The sequence below is a fragment of the Paenibacillus sp. FSL P2-0121 genome, assembly GCF_037975345.1.
Classification (GTDB): domain Bacteria; phylum Bacillota; class Bacilli; order Paenibacillales; family Paenibacillaceae; genus Paenibacillus_AQ; species Paenibacillus_AQ odorifer.
Genome location: NZ_CP150245.1, coordinates 3,275,387 through 3,294,919, shown reverse-complemented (window position 1 = coordinate 3,294,919; position 19,533 = coordinate 3,275,387). Strand labels below are relative to the sequence as shown.

Annotated in this window: 23 protein-coding genes; 1 reads left to right on the top strand and 22 read right to left on the bottom strand. The window is 40.0% G+C overall.

The window, feature by feature from the left end:
• Positions 1-106 precede the first annotated feature (106 nt).
• The gene (gene msrA, locus MKY54_RS14685; RefSeq protein WP_076185882.1) at positions 107-619 is read right to left on the bottom strand and encodes a peptide-methionine (S)-S-oxide reductase MsrA; all 513 of its coding nucleotides are present in this window, start codon (positions 617-619) and stop codon (positions 107-109) included.
• A gap of 161 nt (positions 620-780) precedes the next feature.
• On the opposite strand from msrA, the gene MKY54_RS14680 reads away from it, so the two are divergent.
• On the top strand, positions 781-1,689 hold the full coding sequence (locus MKY54_RS14680) for an aldo/keto reductase (RefSeq protein ID WP_076308550.1): 909 nt from the start codon (positions 781-783) through the stop codon (positions 1,687-1,689).
• 335 nt (positions 1,690-2,024) lie between these two features.
• On the opposite strand, the gene MKY54_RS14675 is transcribed toward MKY54_RS14680, so the two are convergent.
• The 21 genes from MKY54_RS14675 to MKY54_RS14575 form a co-directional block, all read right to left on the bottom strand.
• Positions 2,025-2,717 carry a class I SAM-dependent methyltransferase gene (locus tag MKY54_RS14675; RefSeq protein WP_076309377.1) on the bottom strand — a complete coding sequence of 231 codons (693 nt, stop codon included), beginning with the start codon at positions 2,715-2,717 and terminating at the stop codon, positions 2,025-2,027.
• A gap of 108 nt (positions 2,718-2,825) precedes the next feature.
• Positions 2,826-3,224, bottom strand: a complete 399-nt coding sequence (locus MKY54_RS14670; RefSeq protein WP_036678138.1) for an Rrf2 family transcriptional regulator — start codon at positions 3,222-3,224, stop codon at positions 2,826-2,828.
• Between the two features lie 89 nt (positions 3,225-3,313).
• The gene (locus tag MKY54_RS14665) at positions 3,314-3,496 is read right to left on the bottom strand and encodes a hypothetical protein (RefSeq protein ID WP_076194255.1); all 183 of its coding nucleotides are present in this window, start codon (positions 3,494-3,496) and stop codon (positions 3,314-3,316) included.
• A gap of 15 nt (positions 3,497-3,511) precedes the next feature.
• Complete coding sequence (locus MKY54_RS14660; protein ID WP_339190930.1) at positions 3,512-4,597, bottom strand: CHAP domain-containing protein; 1,086 nt, start codon at positions 4,595-4,597, stop codon at positions 3,512-3,514.
• Between the two features lie 76 nt (positions 4,598-4,673).
• Positions 4,674-5,363 carry a hypothetical protein gene (locus MKY54_RS14655; RefSeq protein ID WP_339190928.1) on the bottom strand — a complete coding sequence of 230 codons (690 nt, stop codon included), beginning with the start codon at positions 5,361-5,363 and terminating at the stop codon, positions 4,674-4,676.
• Between the two features lies 1 nt (position 5,364).
• The gene (locus MKY54_RS14650; protein WP_339190926.1) at positions 5,365-6,750 is read right to left on the bottom strand and encodes a serine hydrolase; all 1,386 of its coding nucleotides are present in this window, start codon (positions 6,748-6,750) and stop codon (positions 5,365-5,367) included.
• A gap of 116 nt (positions 6,751-6,866) precedes the next feature.
• On the bottom strand, positions 6,867-7,085 hold the full coding sequence (locus tag MKY54_RS14645) for a DUF3977 family protein (protein WP_076185892.1): 219 nt from the start codon (positions 7,083-7,085) through the stop codon (positions 6,867-6,869).
• Positions 7,075-7,590 carry a GNAT family N-acetyltransferase gene (locus tag MKY54_RS14640; RefSeq protein WP_076302000.1) on the bottom strand — a complete coding sequence of 172 codons (516 nt, stop codon included), beginning with the start codon at positions 7,588-7,590 and terminating at the stop codon, positions 7,075-7,077. Before MKY54_RS14640 ends, MKY54_RS14645 begins: the two co-directional genes overlap by 11 nt.
• Positions 7,591-7,740: 150 nt before the next feature.
• Positions 7,741-8,397 (bottom strand): CatB-related O-acetyltransferase, encoded by a 657-nt coding sequence (locus tag MKY54_RS14635; RefSeq protein ID WP_339190924.1) that lies wholly within the window; start codon positions 8,395-8,397, stop codon positions 7,741-7,743.
• 184 nt (positions 8,398-8,581) lie between these two features.
• Entirely contained in the window at positions 8,582-9,358 is a 777-nt protein-coding gene (locus tag MKY54_RS14630) for a DUF817 domain-containing protein (RefSeq protein ID WP_076135041.1), read from the bottom strand.
• Positions 9,359-9,360: 2 nt separating this feature from the next.
• Complete coding sequence (locus MKY54_RS14625; protein WP_076129351.1) at positions 9,361-9,576, bottom strand: helix-turn-helix transcriptional regulator; 216 nt, start codon at positions 9,574-9,576, stop codon at positions 9,361-9,363.
• Between the two features lie 10 nt (positions 9,577-9,586).
• The gene (locus MKY54_RS14620; RefSeq protein ID WP_038570783.1) at positions 9,587-10,069 is read right to left on the bottom strand and encodes a DUF2975 domain-containing protein; all 483 of its coding nucleotides are present in this window, start codon (positions 10,067-10,069) and stop codon (positions 9,587-9,589) included.
• Between the two features lie 208 nt (positions 10,070-10,277).
• Positions 10,278-11,492, bottom strand: coding sequence for a hypothetical protein (locus MKY54_RS14615; protein WP_076194266.1), 1,215 nt, complete (start codon positions 11,490-11,492; stop codon positions 10,278-10,280).
• Positions 11,493-11,516: 24 nt separating this feature from the next.
• A complete protein-coding gene (locus MKY54_RS14610) occupies positions 11,517-12,362 on the bottom strand; it encodes a hypothetical protein (protein WP_248548200.1) in 846 nt (281 codons plus the stop codon).
• Complete coding sequence (locus MKY54_RS14605; RefSeq protein WP_339190920.1) at positions 12,359-13,045, bottom strand: ABC transporter ATP-binding protein; 687 nt, start codon at positions 13,043-13,045, stop codon at positions 12,359-12,361. The genes MKY54_RS14610 and MKY54_RS14605 overlap by 4 nt, the downstream gene beginning before the upstream one ends.
• The gene (locus MKY54_RS14600) at positions 13,042-13,458 is read right to left on the bottom strand and encodes a GntR family transcriptional regulator (RefSeq protein ID WP_076129346.1); all 417 of its coding nucleotides are present in this window, start codon (positions 13,456-13,458) and stop codon (positions 13,042-13,044) included. The genes MKY54_RS14605 and MKY54_RS14600 overlap by 4 nt, the downstream gene beginning before the upstream one ends.
• A gap of 138 nt (positions 13,459-13,596) precedes the next feature.
• A complete protein-coding gene (locus tag MKY54_RS14595; RefSeq protein ID WP_076129345.1) occupies positions 13,597-15,105 on the bottom strand; it encodes a malate:quinone oxidoreductase in 1,509 nt (502 codons plus the stop codon).
• Between the two features lie 216 nt (positions 15,106-15,321).
• The gene (locus tag MKY54_RS14590) at positions 15,322-16,362 is read right to left on the bottom strand and encodes a hypothetical protein (RefSeq protein WP_076129344.1); all 1,041 of its coding nucleotides are present in this window, start codon (positions 16,360-16,362) and stop codon (positions 15,322-15,324) included.
• A gap of 235 nt (positions 16,363-16,597) precedes the next feature.
• A complete protein-coding gene (locus MKY54_RS14585; protein ID WP_076301996.1) occupies positions 16,598-17,599 on the bottom strand; it encodes a Gfo/Idh/MocA family oxidoreductase in 1,002 nt (333 codons plus the stop codon).
• Between the two features lie 30 nt (positions 17,600-17,629).
• The gene (locus MKY54_RS14580; protein WP_312148057.1) at positions 17,630-18,718 is read right to left on the bottom strand and encodes a Gfo/Idh/MocA family oxidoreductase; all 1,089 of its coding nucleotides are present in this window, start codon (positions 18,716-18,718) and stop codon (positions 17,630-17,632) included.
• Between the two features lie 32 nt (positions 18,719-18,750).
• Positions 18,751-19,512: a sugar phosphate isomerase/epimerase gene (locus MKY54_RS14575; protein ID WP_339190915.1), complete on the bottom strand. Its 762-nt coding sequence runs from the start codon at positions 19,510-19,512 to the stop codon at positions 18,751-18,753.
• Between the last annotated feature and the right edge of the window lie 21 nt (positions 19,513-19,533).

Sequence of the window (19,533 nt, the reverse complement as noted above, 5' to 3'; positions counted from 1 at the left end):
AAGTATGTAGAATTTAAAATAAATAAAATTTGTATATAATGCAAAAAGAGCATCCCGTAAGCCATGAATGACTCAGGATGCTCTTGGTTTAAAGTTTTTTCAACACTTACCAGTGTTTAGCGATAAAAGTATCCCGACCGGATTGCTCCCGATCTTCTTTGTAGTGCTTGGGATTCTTATGATGATAATCCTGATGATACTCTTCTGCACGATAAAAAGTTGGCGCCGGAAGAATTTCCGTAACGACTGGACCGGAGAATCTGCCACTGACCGCAACCTGTTCCTTCGAGGCAAGAGCTGCTAAACGCTGTTCTTCATTATAATAGAAGATCGCTGTCCGGTACTGAGTTCCTCGATCCTGGAATTGCCCACCATCATCGGTAGGGTCAATCTGAGGCCAATATAATTCAAGCAGCTTCTCGTATGAAAAAAGCGCTGGATCAAACGTAATCTGCACAACCTCGTAATGCCCCGTTGTTCCGGTTTTGACTTCTTCGTAGGTTGGATTCTCAGTTAACCCTCCCGCATATCCCGATACAATTCCATGAATGCCTGGTAATTCCTCAAACGGTGTCACCATGCACCAAAAACATCCGCCTGCAAACATCGCTTGTTCCATATGATCCAATCTCTCCCTATCTATCTTCATCTAATAAATAATATATGCTATGACGATAAAGCCAAAAGATCATAAAGTCAATGGAAGTCCGAAGCACCATTAGAATTCAATTCTCCAAAACGTTATAATATAACAACAACAGAAGTAGAAAGGAATGCGCTATGAGAAAAAATCGTTTAGGACAATCCGATTTGTATGTAAGTGAAATAGGACTTGGCTGTATGTCTTTGGGTACGGATGAGGCGAAAGCCATTTCCATTGTTCATGAAGCACTCGATCAAGGAATCAATTTTGTTGATACAGCAGATCTTTATGATGAGGGCCGTAATGAAGAGATTATTGGCCAAGCCATTCGTCAACGTCGACAGGATGTAATCCTGACCACAAAAGTTGGCAATCGCAGAATTCCCGGCCAAGATGGCTGGAGCTGGGATCCTTCAAAAGCCTATATTAAAAATGCAGTCAAAGATAGTCTCAAACGGCTGCAAACCGATTACATCGATCTATACCAGCTGCATGGCGGCACTATTGAAGATCCAATTGACGAAACGATTGAAGCTTTTGAAGAACTTAAGCAAGAGGGTCTTATCCGCTATTATGGGATCTCTTCTATTCGTCCTAATGTAATTAGAGAATATGTGAAAAAATCAAATATTGTAAGTGTTATGAGCCAATATAGCATTTTAGATCGACGTCCTGAGGAAGAAATCCTTCCTCTGCTAGCTAAGCATGGAATTAGCATGATCGCACGCGGACCTTTAGCAGGGGGCATACTGACAGAGCGTGGTCGCAGCAAGGCGGAGAAGAATTACTTAAATTACAGTAGTGAGGAACTTCTGAATTTACATGATCAGCTTTCGCAGGAAACTAGTGACTCGCGCAATCTTGCACAAACAGCGCTTCATTATCCACTAGCCAATCCATCTGTAGCCGTTATTATTCCTGGGGCGAGCAGTCTGGAGCAATTAAAAAGCAATGTAATGGCTGCTGATGTAGCTCCACTCACTTCGGAGGAACTTGCAGACATTCAGCGGATAAGCAAAGCAAATCGTTACAAGCTTCATGTATAGATTAGTCACTTTCGTTAAAAACAATGGGGTGTCCATAGCCATACAATGGCTGTTGGGCACCCCCTACTTTTGAAGCTACCTGATCGCTGATCTAATCCTTAAACTTGGTTTAATTAAGTACTAATCACACTTTTGAATCGCACTATAGGACACAGTTGACCTTATACGCTACTTTTTCCTATATTAAGGGTGCTCGCGGACTCCATAGCCGCTATGAGCATGATAATCACCATATATCACCCTCTATTTAAGGAATAGCAGCACTGGAGTCCGAAATCATGCTCCAACGCCTAAATATATACAAATAACGTCATCTGGGTCCGAAAGTATTCAAGTCACTCCGCGTGACACATCCAGCCTGCCATAATTCCAGTAGAATAAAATCGAGTGATTCTTGTGAAGCCTGATTCTTTCAATAACTCTTCAATTTGTTTTTCAGGAAGGAAAGAAATTTTTGTAATATTGCTACTTACATTATCAAACGCTTCGGGAGATTCATACCCTGCAACCCAAAAGCTTTTCCATACGTTTATTCTGTCGTGGAGTTCAGGATCATCCAAATCTCCATATGCACTTACGAGAACAAATGGAGCACCCGGTTTCAGATTATCCTTTATGGAGCGAAGCAATTTCAATTTTTCTTGAACATCATGGATGAAATGAAGGACCAAAATACAACTTGCCACATCGAACTTTGAGTCCTGCTGAGGAAGATCATCGATTGTCCCAGGAATCAGACTGACACGGCTCTCTAGGCCCAGTTCATCTATCTTTAATCTCGCAATCTTAAGCATATCTTCCGAAGGATCCACTCCAGTAAATGTCCAGTTTGGGTTAGATGGCCCCCATGTCGAAAATTCATTTCCTCCCCCCGCACCGACCACGAGCATAGATACAGGGATGTCACCTAATTCGAAGCGAAAATAAGATTGGATCATCGAAAATAATGAATCATAAGAGGGAATCGAAATATGAGTGGTTTTTTCATAGGTTGCCCTCTTGGCATTTAATTTTTGCTCTTCAGTCATTGTAATCATCCTCCATTGTTTTAAACTTCATATTTTAGTATCAAAACCCACATTAAAGTCATTACGGATTTATATTGTCTCTAATAACCCCGAAAAAAGAACGGATCTTTACTCCGTCTTCATCGTTTTTGCCAAATCTGCAATTTTCGTGTTCTCTAAGTACTGCTCCATCTGTCGCTCAGCGTCAATCACAACCTGTTGAATCAGACATTCACTTCCGTGATCTAGACTGCATTCAAAAAAGGAAGCCGTTCCTTCGATTGCATGGATAATATCCAAAAAAGAGATTTCTTCCGACTTGCGTCTGAGACGATAACCACCATTAGCACCAGGTGCAGATTGAATCAATCCAGCCTTCACTAGCTTAGTCATCATTTTGGACAGATAGGTTTGGGAAACACCTAGCTTCTCAGCAAGCAATTGAACACCCACCGGCTTATCAGACGCCACCGTCACCATATAGAGCATTGCATGAAGTGCATAATCTGTCGCTTGGGAATATTTCATTCAGTACCTCCATTAACGACTTTAGAAATCTATGATAACTCTAACATTGCTAAAAGGCAAGTATGTTTGCTTTTTAAAAGAGAAGAAGCTCAAGAATCTTTGTCCCAAGCTGGCTCATTTTTTGCTTCAAAAGTAACGATAAAAACCGGAGTTTTATATAGATGTTTTTGCTGTTGCAGCGTATTTTTTTCCAGAGCTTGTTCTGAAAACAATTCAAAATTAGGGTTAGACATTAATAAATACTCAGCCATAATATTCTTAACTGTGATCATCCGAATGAACTCCCCTCAACTAATTGGAGTATACTCACCATTAAACTCAAATTCATAGTCATTAGCGATACGGATATAGCCATATACGCAATGCCAGCGATCTCTGTAGAAAACACTGGAATAATTCTGATTATCCCTATTTCCTTCAGCAACTAAGATCTCCTTGTCATCGCATGCTAAAACAATACCTGTATGATCGTGAGGGTCATTAGTTAGCAATTTTTCATAAATCACAATATCACCACGTTGAGGAGTAAACCCCTCTTGCCCGTCAAAATAAAAAAATGCGGTCTCAGGTAGTTGCGCCCACTCTAACCATGCCCCTACGCCAGCTAATCGAAAATCAGCATTCGGATATCGAATCGGCAGCAGAAATCCAGCTAGCATACAGCAGTAATATACAAATGCTGCGCACCAATTGTTTTGTAATACTTTATAAATCGCTTGGTCAGGCCAATATTTACAGATTTCTCGATATCGTTCGTTTCCTGGTATTCCAACAATGTTTTCTTTTCCAAATGCTTCAGCAATATTAGCTAACTTACCTCGTTTATCCGTAGGCTGGAGAACTTCAGCCCCGCTACTGTAATCTATCTCTTCCAAAAAATCCTCTGGAATCGTCATTTCACGAAGTACATTCCGAAGTCTAGTATTGTCCTGAGGCATTAAGATACAATTCCTATTCTGAAAATATGATTGTAGAACTTGAGCATCCTTTAGAATCTCTTCATAGGGACCCTGAACTTTATTCCTGTCCCCTTGATGGAAGATCGCCTTTAGAATTTGAGTCAGCTCTTCTTTGGTAAACATATTCAAGTCTCTTAATAAAGGCCTTATGGTATCTGCACTGTTGGGACCTGGAAATTCCTTGACTCCGGTTTTGAAGAAATAATAATTATGAAGCAGTCCTATAATGGCTGCCAATTCCTGATTTTGTTCTCTTTTCATGGCAAGCAATGAAGCGAAACTAGACACTCCGTACAGGTGAACACACGCTTCCTGTTTCCGTTGTTCGCTACCTATAGACATGATCATTTCTTGAACCAGCACACGCACACTATCGAGGCGCTGATTTACTTTTGTTATCAGGCGTTGAGTCACTGGAAACCTTCCCTTCCGTTACTACTCAGCTGTAATAATACTAAAGCAAATAACTCACATATTTATTTTTATCAATTCATTCCCTAAAGACTACCTTTTTCTGTCCATCCTTGACGAACTCCACACCAAAATAATCGGTATTACCGTTCGCCCCGAATTCAGCAATCCGAGCGTCAGGCTTACTCTCAAAGTGAATGTTATGTTTAATATTAGATCTTGGTAACAAGGTAATCTCTTGCGGCTGAACCTCTGCGAATGACCAGATCCCTTGAGGATTACCGTACTCTCGAAAGATTGGACGGATCATAACGGTTTCATTTTGCCCGCCATAGTTGATTAGCCTGATTGTACATTGAACCTGCACAATATCCTCTTGAGTACCGTACATACAGTGCGAATCTTTTTCCAGAAAATCCACAACTCCAATTCCATCATTGTTCATATTCACAAGATAATACAATCGTTCTGTTAGAAATGGATACAATGTAATGAAGATGATGATAGCAAGCAAAACGGTTCTGCCTACATATTTTTTATAACGCTGTCTAAAGTGCTTTATAGTTAAATTCCCACTGAAAATTAACAAAATGATCCCGAATATTGCTGAATAATGTAAACCATGGTTTGTCGCAGGTTCGCTCCAAGGCGGAATTCCAATGGTTCTGAAGAGGTAATCCCCAAACATAGTACCCTGATGTGTGATTCCCACAAAAACTAAAGAAAACAGCAAAAATAAAACAGCTATCCAACCTTTACCCTTGGTCATTTCATCCCTCCCAACCAATAACAGTTATGTCTTCTCTATCCTCTAAGGAAAGATTCCTATGCATATGCAGTTCAATTTTTTTACCGCTAAAACTCAAAGTGTAATCAACTACGTAAGGGGTTTCAATGTAATATACCGTGAGGATTAATTTGGAATCATCATATTGCCAGCTTGCAGATGTACAAACTTCCTGCTCACTAAGGGATAAGTCTTTAATAAATAAACTTTTTGCATGGGTAGGCCTTGAAATATCGAACGGAAATTCATCTAAATGATCGTCGTAAAGTAAAGAAAAACTAAGGTGCTCATCTTCAAACTTCAATGTTAATTCTTTGATTTTATGCTTATTGTCTTCAAAGATATAGGTTCCACTATACGATCTATAATCTACTTTAACTATCCTGTCTACTAAGGAGCTAAAGGTAGGAGGTTTAATAATGTTAGATGCACTTGGCCAATCAAGGTTCAGTAAATTTGCATATATGATATCTAAAAAATCCTGTAACTTCTTCATCTCGGTAAAACTTGAAGTTGCAGCAATCACAATCTCTTGACTCGGATCAATGAAACACAATTGACCAAAAGCTCCATTCCCCATCTTACATCCATTCCTGCACATAAAGAACTGATAACCATATCCGTTTGACCAGTCAGCCTTATTTTGTCCCCAGCGATTATCGCTTTGTTCATTTAGCGCCAGCTTTAAATAATCTTCAGAAACAATTCTACGGCTATTGTAAACCCCTTGATTGAGGAGCATCTGGCCAAATTTCGCAATTGCATCTGTTGGTATGCTTAGTCCCATTCCACCAGCAACAATTCCTAACGGGCAAGTCTCCCAATCCGGTCTTTCTATGTCCAATGGCGTAAATAATCTTGGCATTAAAAAATCAACAAGATTCTCTCCAGTCGTCTTTTCGATAATAGCCGAAACCATATAAGTGGCGTGTGTATTGTAATTGTAATAACTTCCCGATTCATCTTCTACGTCCAAAGCTAAAAAGGCACGAACCCAATCATTTTGCTTGGCTATCGCACCATAGATACTATTGTTATGTCCTGTATTCATGGAAAGAAGATGATGTATCGTCATCTTCTCTAAATTAGGTGAAATTGAGCTAGGAAGCTGATCCGGGAAAAAAGAAACCACTTTATCCGTTAATTCAAAATAACCGTTATCCCATGCTATGCCTGCTGCAATAGATGTAAAGCTCTTACTTAGAGAAAATAAAACCTGGGGAACGTTTTTGCGGTACGGTTGACGATAAAACTCGGTAATAACTTCTCCCTTACGCAATAGCATAAAAGTATTAACCGGTAAATCAGATCGTTCAAGTTCTTCATAAAACTTAGACAGCGCTTGGGTCAAATTCTCTGGATTATCCATTTAAACCTCGCTTGTCGTTATATTTTGAGTTTTTAATAATTCTCAGGTAGAGCACTAAGTCTCGTGTCAGGTCTCCTCCATTTGTTCATTTAGACGGCAACCTTGTCATACTTAACCTAAAGACTTGTTATACCAAAAATAATCTTCAACGTTTTACGACTCTTCTTACATATTTTCAAGCCTTGTTTTAAGTCTAGAATGATTACAGTTTTGCCAATCCAAATCCTAAAATATAACGAGCGGAACTTTACCGGTGTCACTATGCCTTTTTCTTCATATTCCGTTCCATCCTCTAACTCCGTTTCAGTTCTAATTAGCCTGCTTTTATTGCTCAATAGTTTTTATAAGATAAAGGCAGAGATCATCGTCGACACAAACATGTGCCCCAGGCTCAATAGGCTTATTATCGTACATGATTCCCCGCCCATCAGGGATAAAACCACGCTTTATATACATCCGTTGTGCGGTTCCATAGTCAGCGTATAATCCAAATCCAATACCAATAGTATTAGATATAGTAAAAGCATCTTTTTCAAGAGCTTCAATTAATACACTTCCTACCCCACGTTTCCTAAATGGCGGGATGACGTCAAAGTTTTGAATTTCAGGTATATTATTCTCTGCAAAATAAGGATATTCCGACCTGTATACCACATGTCCCCATCCAACAAACTCATTTTCACAAAAGGCTAAAAGTGTAACTCGCTTTTCATTTTGATTTTCTTGCCAACAACGTTGGACATAATCAAGAGGTTGGCTTACGTCATGCTCAGATAACCCCGTATGTATAATATCAATATCGTTTTGTGTCATTCGACGGATTTGTAAAGGTAAGGCCATAATATAATTTCCTCCTAACTTATTAAATGAGTCCATTCCTATATTAACATACTAATTAGGATTAATCTGGTAAAAAACAATTATTGTTAAACTACCCTGTCAGATAAAAGAACAGGCTGCAGAATATACCGGCAGCCTGTTCTGATTTTGTTATTTTTTTATTTCTTTAAGGTAAAAGTCATATAATTGATCAATAGATGAACTTGAAAAGATAGAAGTGGCTTGTTCAATTTTCTCACGTTTCCAATCGAACCAGCGCATTTCCTTTAACTTTTCGATTTCTTGATCTGTAAACCGTTGCTTGATCACTTTAGCAGGATTGCCGCCCACTATCGTATACGGTGGGACATCCTTTACAACAACTGATCCTGCCGCAACAATAGCACCTTCGCCTATTTTCACACCGGGCATAACCATTGCATTCATCCCAATCCAGGCATCACTAGCAATGTTTGTATCCCCTTTGGATTCGTAAGAGTTTGCAATCTGGTCTACAAAAGGATACACGGTAATCCATTCAGGATGATGATTGTGATTCCCACCCATGAGAATAATTACACCACTAGCAATACAAACATAATTTCCTATAATCAATTTATCTAAATGCCAACCATAATCTTCACTGGGATTAAACAACTTTCTTGATTGTTCATCACCCCAAAGGTATCTGACACACCCATCTTCAAAATCAAGATTATCGTAATAACCAGAGTAGTAAGAGTACTCTCCTACCTCTATCATTGGGTTGGTGACAATATCCTTTAAATACTTAGTTTCAGACCAGTGGCTGAACTGATGTTGTTTCATTTTCTTTCCCTCGCTTCTAAGTAATGTAATTCATTTATACTTAGAAGCTTGATGCAGTAGCGACATTCTTAAACCTTTTCAAACGACGAACCATCGTCCTCATCCTTTTCCTAATTGATGCCGTCATTGTAACAAACGAATGATTTATTCGTCAAATCAACCGTATTGTCCGAACTCAGCTCAATTATGAATTTATCGGATTACGGCTAGCCTTAACATGTTTAAGCTGGGCAACTATAATGACGCTAATGATCACTAGAAGGAACCACGAACTGATCTTACTGAAACTAACCAGTTGCCACGTTTGATATTGATCAGGATATTTCCATGCATTAAAAAATGTAGCGATATTTTCAGCTAACCAGATAAAAAATCCTACAATAAAAAAGGCCAGTGTCAAGGGCATTCGATAGGTAACCGTCCGTACCCTATAAATGATCCATGTTTTCCAGAAGACAACAACCACAAGCGCTGTCAGCCACCAACGAAAATCAGGAATGAAATGATGTGTGAAAAAATTTAAATAGATGGCTCCTCCCAACAATCCCGCTGAAGCAAGCCCCGGCCAACCGGTCATATCCATTTTCAATCTTCGCCATATCTGGCACATAAAGCTTGCGACACTTGCATACATAAATCCACTATAGAGGGGTACACCAAACACCTTCGTAAACCCTGGCTCAGGGTATGCCCATGAACCCATCTTTACCTTATAGATTTCCAGCAATAAACCAATAACGTGGAACACACAGATTACTTTTATTTCATCCAGCGTCTCTAATCCAGTACGGTACATGAGGTACTGCACTGTAAGCAGTATTAGAAGAATGGCATCATAACGGTAAAGAAAAGGCATTTCTATTATGTTAGAAAGAGCTAAAGTCCCAAAAATCGCAACTGGAAATATGCAACTCATCGCCTGATGATATCCGAAATGCAGCAATTGTGTTATTGACTTCATTCTTATGTTTCCTCATCATTTTTGTATTCTAATAGATCTCCAGGCTGACATTCCAAAGCCTTACAAATTGCCTCTAACGTTGATAATCGCACCGCTTTTGCTTTTCCATTTTTCAATATAGAAAGATTAGCCATTGTTATTCCAACTCTCTCCGAAAGCTCAGTAACACTCATTTTTCTTTTGGCCAGCATCACGTCGATATTAATTATAATCGCCATTGTTTTCACCTCAGACAGTTAAGTCATTTTCTGATTTTATATCAATAGCTTCTTTTAAAAGCTTTTGTAGAACTGCAGCAAAAACGGCAATCACCATGGAGGCAAAAATGATAATCAAGCCGATGACTATAATCCCTGGGGCATCATCTTTCTCCGCCATGAGGTAAAAGAGTGGCATACCAACTACATACAAGCAACTGATGATGATTGCACAATATTTTATTTTCTTTAAAACCTGTACAGACATTTCCGAGAAAGCATTGTTCTTGTCAATATAGCCTAACAGTTTAAAAGCTTGATACAGTGCAAAGTAAAAAGGTATCGCCGAGGCATACAAATCAATGGCAATGAGATATTTCAATAAACTATAATCCGGATACAGTTCTGCTGCGAAACTCGCTATTTCCGGCACCACAAATATGCACAAGGCAAGCACCGGGATACCAATAAGAATAACCGCTGCCCTTAAAAAAAGTGTTGATCCTCTTTCCATAATAAACACACCTCACAGATTTATTGTGAATTGAATTTATCATATTATTTATCGTTTTACAATATATTTTAATCGATATACAGTTATTATTGGTTGTTTTATAACTTTCGACTAAAAAGCCGAGCTAATTGACTTTTGAAGTCACTAGCTCGGCTTATTTCACCTTTTCATATCTCTTTATCTCTATTTTTCTATTCTACAAGTAATTCTAATACTGACCAAGATCGATAAAATTCAAATCCATGTTAGCTTCATCTTCAGCCTGATTTGCAGCCTCTGTAGATACTGCTTTTCCTTCGTATTCAAGGTTACCGCTTGTCAAATTGAATACATACAGACGATTACCTTTGAAGTACTTATTATCCATATTCTTATAACCCACAATATAGAGATAGTCTTGTTTAAAATCATAGGTAATGTTTTCACTTAAATCTATATTTGTATTCTTCAGAGTAGTCTCATATTCTTTACTCACGAGATCGTAAGAAATCACAGTAAATCCTATATTCTCCTTACCCGATACAGCTTTTTGCAGGAAATAAATTTTCTGTCCATACGCATTCATAATATTATTCAATAACATTTCATGCCCTTGGAACGCGAGCGGCGAGATTTGTCCTGTTGCAACATCTACTTGATATGCCTTTTTATGATTATCTTTACTAACCGTTAAAATCCATTGATCCGAGTGATCCAGATTTTGATTGGCTAACCTAACGAATTGATTATCCCCATTTGCTGCTTCAGATTTAGCTCCTGGTAATACGAGCGGCTCATTCGTAATCTCCTTTGTTGTTAGATTAACACGGATAATCTGCGGTTCAGTTACATAACCTTTGGCGCCGTGATTCAAAAACACCATTGCAACAAGCTCTTGATCAACAAGCTGTACATTTTGTACATAGATATCTGAAATATCATGATCCACATTGATATCGGATCTGATTTCCTGCGTATTATCCTTTTGCTTATTAAGCACAGAAATACTGAGTCTAGCATTTTTCTTCGCTGATGGATCATTTGATTGCTGCTTATCTACGGTCCAATTCACGTAAGCAAGCATATCCTGATTTTCATAGAACCCAGCTAAGTTCTTCTTCCCACGCATGAACTGACGATGCTGATCCCTCCATTTATCCAATTGTGTGTTCACTGGTCTTCGGTTTAAGCTTTGGCTGATCGTTAACTTTTCATCTGGATAATCTGTACCATTTGTAGTGATATTAGCTCGTTTGATGCCAAAAACACTATCCTTAGTCAGATAATTTCCGTATAAGGCTATACCTTCAACGAGGGAAGCATCCCCTTGAACCATCGTCAGCTTATAATTAGGTAGTGTCTCTTGTGAGGCCTGTACATAATACGTCCCGATTGTAACAACCGAGAACACTACAAGAACGGCGGTAACCATATATTTTCTCATTCCTTAACCTCCATACCCCTTCAATTATACCGATATTTTCTTACGCAATAGATATAAGCTGTACCAAAGCGAACCTCCAGCAATAATCACTATTAATCCGAGACAAGCACCTATGATCTCTCCGGGATAGAAGTAGCTATCATATCTGCTATAACCCATAAGATAGGGTATTGAGGCTAATCCAGCCAGAACCGCTAAGTATAATATGATAAAGCCGATCCCTTTCAGTCTGTAGCTCCGCTCCATTAGAATCGCTGTGAACAAGACGATCAAGCCCGTAATGCCCAGTCCATAATATAGAACAAACTCAGAAAAGTAGGGCGGAACCAGAACTTTAAGCACAGTAGGATACTTCAAATAATCAAATACCGAGATGTTCCGATATAGTTCAGCAGGAAGAATCGACTGTGCTATCAAACGCTCCAGTGGCACAAGCACAATTTGCAGGGCAACAAGTCCAAATGCGAATAGCAAGATCGTAACCAGCTTGGCAAAATACAAATTCGCCCGATTGGATGGCAAGGTGAGCAGGCGATATACTATCGTATTTTTACCTCTCCAGTCACGGTACCAGATGAAGCAGCTATATATTAGCAACACTGTTATGCTCAAAAATATGGGTCCGAAATATAGAAGTCCATTATAGCGAGCATACATCATACTGTTTAGCTGAATATATCCAGTCACATTGTGATATTGCTCAAGCGTCCATTGATTCACTCTCATTGCCTCATTCGCAGAATCCAGCCAATGATTAGCACCGATGGTGACTGCTGCAAGCTGCAAGGCAACTGTCAGCACCATGAGTCCAATATATATTTTGGCAAATCGGTTCATTTCAAAATTCAATAGCTTCACAAAAGCTCTCATTTCAAGTACACCTCTCTCATTACGTCCGTAATGGACTTACCTTCCTGCTCGCGAACTTCTTCACAGTAGAATTCACGTTCTACCTTCCCGTGCTGTAGCAAGACCGCTTTATCAATTAAATGCTCAATATCGTTAATTTCATGAGTTGTAATAATCACACCACGATCCTCGATCAATTCACTCGTGAACACATCAGTAATTTGCTCGCGGCTGAACATATCAATTCCCGAGAACGGCTCGTCCATTAGGATGTAATCACAATCCAAGGCAAGTCCCAGCAACAAATTCACCTTCGCAGCCATCCCTTTCGACAATGAGGATACGCGATCTGAAGAGCTCAGTCGGAAGAACTTAAGCATTTCCTTTGCACGTTCAGCGTTCCAATTCCGATAAAAGTCAGCCATAAAGCTCAAGCAATCAGCAATTCGCATATTAGAGGGCATCGTTAACGAATCTGGAATGAAAGTGATTTTCTCATACATCGCAGGCGTTAGTGATGCGTTATCGATTAAGACTTCCCCTTTGAATGGTGTCAGTCCCATGATGGACTTCAGCACTGTTGACTTCCCGGCACCATTGATTCCGATCAGGCAGGTAATCTCTCCCTTGGCAGCAGTGAAGCTAACGCCATTTAGTACCTTCTTGAATCCATAATTCTTTACCATCTGATTCACTTGGATCATCTTGTGTCACCACCCTCTGGAGATAACTTGCGCTCGGATGTATATTTTGTCTTTATGATCTCTACCAGTTCTTCAACTGGAATTTGAATATTCTGAATGGAGCTGATGAATATATCCACTGCACTTTCGATTAATTCAGCTCGAATCGAGTTTAGGATTTGCTGATCCTGTGTAATTCGGCTCGGGGAATTCCCTTCTGTTACGATCAAACCCTGTTCCTCCATTTCCTTATATGCCTTCTGCGCCGTGTTCGCATTAATCTTCATTACTGATGCCAGTTCACGCCGTGAAGGAATTTTGTCTCCCGCTCCGATTTGCCCTGTGGCGATCTGTTCCTTGAAATGACGCACAACTTGAATATATACCGGCTCACGAATATTAAAGCTGACGCCTGATTTCTGTTCTTCTGTCATACAACCAACTCCATATACTAAGTGTGTGTACTAAGTGGTTCATACATCTCATTTATGTACTATACGTGTAATACACTTTTGTGTCAATAGTTCAGATTTGAGCAAAAAAAAAACTGCCTCTCGGCAGCTCTTTTATTACTAAAACACCTTTTGATTAAAAACATGTTCTTTTCCACCTAAACCCAGTGTATCTGCTGTTGTAGTGTGAATTTTCTGCAGAAGCACGGGATTATCCATTAGTGACAAGCCATAAGAAGGAATCATTTCTTTTATTTTGGGTTCCCATTCTTTTATATATTGAGGGAAACATTTGTTAAGCACTTCAAGCATCACGTGAACAGCCGTAGAAGCTCCAGGGGAAGCCCCTAACAATGCTGCGACCGAACCATCAGCGGCACTAATAACCTCCGTACCAAATTGAAGTGTGCCTTTGCCAGCTTCTGTATCTTTGATAACTTGCACACGCTGACCAGCTACAACAAGATCCCAATCTTCAATTTTGGCATTGGGGATAAACTCTTTCAGTTCTTCCAGACGTTTTTCTTTCGATAACAGCACTTGTTCGATCAGGTATTTTGTTAATGACATGTTTTTAGCACCTGCCGACAGCATTGTTATGAGGTTATCCGGTTTTACAGAAGTTATTAAATCAAACATTGAGCCCGTTTTTAAGAATTTAGGTGAGAAGCCGGCAAATGGCCCAAATAGAAGCGATTTTTTATTGTCGATAAATCTTGTGTCTAAGTGCGGTACGGACATTGGAGGGGCTCCAACTTTAGCTTTGCCGTATACTTTGGCATGATGCTGCGCAATAACTTCCGGATTATTACACACCATAAAAATACCACTTACTGGGAATCCTCCAATATGTTTTCCTTCAGGAATACCGGATTTCTGCAGTAAGTGCAGGCTTCCTCCCCCGCCACCAATAAACACAAATTTCGCTGTATGTTGTTCAATGTTACCGCTGGCATTTCTGATTTTTAGATCCCATAAGCCAGCACTATTGCGTTTCATACTATTGACACTATGTTTGTAGTGAAGATCGACGTTTTTACTCTTTAAATGCTCAAATAAGATACGCGTTAAAGCACCAAAGTTAACATCCGTTCCAGAGTCAATTTTTGTAGCCGCAATGGATTCATTCGCAGGACGATTTTGTATAATAAGTGGAATCCATTCCATCAGTTTTTTAGAGTCAGCGGAAAATTCCATCCCTTGGAATAATGGATTTTTTGAGAGCGCTTCAAATCTTTTCTTTAAAAAAGCTATATCCTTCTCCCCTTGCACCAAACTCATATGAGGTAACGGCATAATAAAGTCCTGGGGAGTATGTATCAGCTTGCGATTTACAAGATAAGACCAAAACTGCATCGAAAGCTGAAACTGTTCATTAATCTGAATAGCTTTGCTAATGTCTATAGATCCGTCTGGCTTTTCAACAGTATAATTAAGCTCACAGAGCGCCGCATGCCCGGTTCCTGCATTATTCCATTCATTAGAGCTTTCTTCCCCTGCTTTTTCAAGCTTTTCAAATACTTTAATTTTCCATTCCGGTACTAATTCCTTCAAAAGTGTTCCTAAAGTCGCACTCATGATTCCGGCACCAATTAAAATGACGTCTGTATCAGTTGCACTTTTGCCCATTATTACCATCCTTATCCCCTGAATTTTGCAGAAAGGATGTGGGCGCTCCTTCTTAGGCGTCACACCTTTTCTGTATCAATTATAACCTTATCATGGTGTATTACAATTATTTATAAATTTAATATCTACTATTATATGAAAAAAATAAAATATTTAAAAGCTTGTAAAAAAGATAGAAATAAGTCCTCAAGATTTATGGAACAAAAAAAGGCTTTATCATGCCCTGTTCTCATTGTAGACAATTCCGTTTTGATAGCCCAACCCCACTATTGTTTTTTGAATTTCCTGATCTACTTTTCTTTTAAAAGTTGCAAACTCTATTGTGGTTAAGCCGATTGGAAGCTCTTGTTCTATAAATGAATCAAAATCGATCGCCGTTTTGAAAATACGAAGCTTGTGCAGAAAAGGTAATTGCTCCATTCCCGTCAAATGAGCCAATGTTTTGCAATTCATAATCGTTAGCTCTTCCAGTGCCTTCATCTGCTGATCAAAGTTAATCTCACGTAACTGGATTTGATCTTCAATCACAAGCTTTTTTAACGCACGAAAAACCGAAATATTACTCAGGTCATGAAAGCCACGGACTCTACAAATTTCCAGGCTCTCGATTTCATTTTCTTCGATGTCCTGAATATGTTCTCTGCCTCCAAGTAAAATACGTAGGTCTTTCAATTTCTTTAGCCGATTAATAAAATGTAAGGGTTTGTTGCTGATGGAGTGCAGCGCGAGATAGGTAAGATCCTCCAGATCTCCAATAGCATCAAGGTTTTTAACCTTACCTATAACATGCAACTGTTCTAAACGAGAGAATTCTTTTAGGTATTCCAGATTAAGCATCTTTTTCTCCGAGCTAATATTTAAAATACTTAGAGACCGTAACGTATCTATACTCAGAATTTCCGGATTTTCAAGTTCATATATCCCCACGCTCAGACTATACAGGTTATTCAGCTTAGCCAATACGTTCGTGTTATGTGCCTGGTGAAGACAATTCAGCAGCAGCATTTTAACATTTGGAATCTGCAGGAGTGTCTCACAATCAAAGGATACAGAATAGTGGCCATAAAAACGCACTCCAAAATTTTCATCAAAACGCGCGCAAAGCTCATTTACTTCATCCAGAATCGAACCATAGGTCGATGGATCAGAGAACTGGACAATAACTTGGTTGCCGCTGTACAAGTCTTGCTGAATCTGAACTGGATCTAGTGAAATGGGATCATTGATCAGAATCCTTCTTTTCCATGTAACACTCATTTCTAATCCCTCCTACTTGCCGTTAATCATCAGTGTATATTTATTGTAAATCTACGAATTACTTACCCAAGAACATAATTACATAAATCAACCCCATGGACAAGCTACCAAGGAAGGTTACAGGTTATTTAGAGTTTCGTTGATTTAGGAGGATTGAGTACAAGTGTTTTACATTAAAATACAATAAGCTGTATCATTCGTAGATTACTCTACTTTTGATACAGCTTATTTATCATTATTCAGCCTTCTGCGATGAACTATAAATCCCCGCCACCAACTCCAGCGCTTTTATCCCTTCAGCACCATCCAACCAAAACTTTTGGCCCCTGGCGACATGCTCATAGAAGTCCTCAATCAGTCTCTTATGCCCGGTGCCCCAATAGGATTTACCTTCCGTGGCACTGAAACTAGGCTCGCACAGCAAGGTTTCCTTTCCATCCTTCCAAAGATACAAATGATCTCTGCGGAGGTTGATAGTACCCTTTTCAAAAACTAGCTCCAGCTCCACTGGAGAATTCTCCAGATAGGTATTTGTACCATAAAAAAGCCCTCTGACATTACTAGTGAAATCGATGCAGGCATGGGCGGTATCTTCTACCTCTATGACCCCATTTAGCACATCCGTGGTAATACTCCCTTTCACCGATGCCACCTCTCCACCAAACCACTGAAGTAAATCCAGTGTATGAATGGTTTGGTTAATTAGCAGACCTCCACCTTCCGTAGACCAGCGTCCTCTCCAGTTACTATCGCTATAATAACTTTCGCTACGGTGCCAGGTCACGATTCCTTTCATACAGAGCAGCTTCCCATATATTCCTGAGTCAATCACCTGCTTAATATACATCGAGGCATCATTATAACGGTTCTGAAACACCACACCAAGCTGACCTGTGCTTTGCTGTGCGGCTTCAAGTATTCGTCTGGCTGAAGGAAGATCTGTCGCCATAGGCTTTTCGGTGAGGACATGTTTTCCTGCTTGTAACAACTCCGTAGCCATTTCTGCATGTAAATAATGAGGCGTACAGAGATGTACAACATGAATACGGTCATCCTTCAAAATTTCTCTATAATTATTAGTGGCTTGGCAGTCATATTCATTAGATGTCTGCAATGCTTTGTCAGCATCAATATCTGCAACCGCAAGTAGTCTCACACCATCGATGCCTGTTAATGTTTTTGCATGAAGAGGGAAAATGGCTCCGCATCCAATAATGGCTGCTCCAAGTTCTTTCATCTATATTACCCTCCGTTCATCATTCCATCGTTATCTGAGTATTGCTGGGGTTAGATTGATCGCTTGCTCTTGAGCCTTCAGACATAGCTCGGCAGCTTTGAACACATGGGTCTGTGTCATCGCCAGCTCTGTCCGATTCAGACAGTCAAGGATTAGCTCACCAAAGAAAGGAAAACCAACCTTTCCTGCTACATGCTCATAATGTTCCCCTTCCCCATTGACCCAGTACACATGATCCGGTGTATTTGAACGACTTATATCAGTATATTTACGCAGTTCAATGTATCCTTCAGTCCCCATAATCATCGTGCGCCCGTCTCCCCAAGTGCCCAGCCCATCAGGGGTAAACCAATCCACGCGAAAATATTGTGTTGCCCCATTGTCCCCTACAAGAGTAGCATCACCAAAATCCTCTAATTCGGGATAAGTCGGATGATTGTAATTGGCCACTTTACTATGAATAACCGAAGCATCCTGACAATCTGCATAATACAAAAATTGTTCTATTTGATGACTGCCTATGTCACATAGAATCCCACCATATTTCTCCCTTTGGAAAAACCATTCCGGCCGGTTAGGAGCATTTAGACGATGTGGCCCTAATCCAATGACTTGCAGGACACGGCCAATAGCGCCTTGTTGAATCAGCTGCCCCGCATAGATAGCGCTTTCAACGTGAAGGCGTTCACTATAGTAGACCATATATTTCTTATTGGTTGCAGCTGCCATTGCTCTAGCGGTTTCAAGCTGTTCCAGGGTCGTAAAGGGGGCTTTATCCGTAAAATAGTCCTTACCGTGAGCCATTACTCTATTGCCTAAAGGTCCTCGTTCAGATGGAATTGCGGCCGCTGCAATTAATTGTACTTCGGGATCTTCCAGAACTTCTTCCATTGATCCGGCAGCTTTGACACCGGGATATTTACTAATAAAACTTCTGACCTTTTCCTCGTCCGGATCATATACCCATTTCAGCTCTGCCCCTGCCTCAACCAGTCCGTTACACATCCCGTAAATATGACCGTGATCTAGGGCAATAGCGGCAATGATGAATTCCCCCGGCTTCACTACGGGTTTGGATTCATACGTTGGTGCATAGGTCATCCCATTTTTTCGATTCATAGAAACCCTCCTTCTATTAGTATTACTCCATTCTATAAGGTATCAAGAAGATACCGCAGACTGATCTCCAAGCTTTCAAAAGGATCACGGCGGCAAACATCCTGCTCCACTACGAACCATTCAACACCCGTTTCGCGACAGACATTGATAATTTCTTTATAGTCCATATTCCCTTCACCGATTTCAGCAAAGATCTGTTTTCTATTAACAATCGCCATATCTTTTAAATGCACTACCTGCATTCGACCTGCAACTTTGCGTATCCATTCGGCTGGACTCCCTCCGCCCGCTTGAACCCAATATAAATCCAGCTCAAAACCAACAGCAGGATCAGACTCAGTGAGCAGAATTTCCATGCCAGTCAATCCATCAAACCGTTCAAATTCAAAATCGTGATTATGATAAACAAATTGCAGATCATGTTGTTCTTTTAGTGTAACTGCAATGCCCGACATCAGCTTGGCGAATTCACGGTAACCTTCTTGCCCCGTACGGAATTTTTCCGGTAAACTTCCTAGTCCAATATTTTTGCAGTTCCACAGCTTATGTTCAGCGGCTAAAGCATCCAAATCGCTCACTAGCCGATCCCAAGACACATGGGTTGCACATATTGCCAGACCTGCTTCATCCGCATACTCTTTTACGAGCTTCGGATCGATTGGCCCGATGCCTGAAATCTGAATAGCTTCATAACCCATAGCAGAGACCTTTTGAAAAGTAGATCTTAAATCCTCCGCAGTTTTAGTAAAATCACGTAATGTGTACATTTGAGCAGCAATGGTTGAACGATTCATAGGATCTTTCCTCTCTGATTA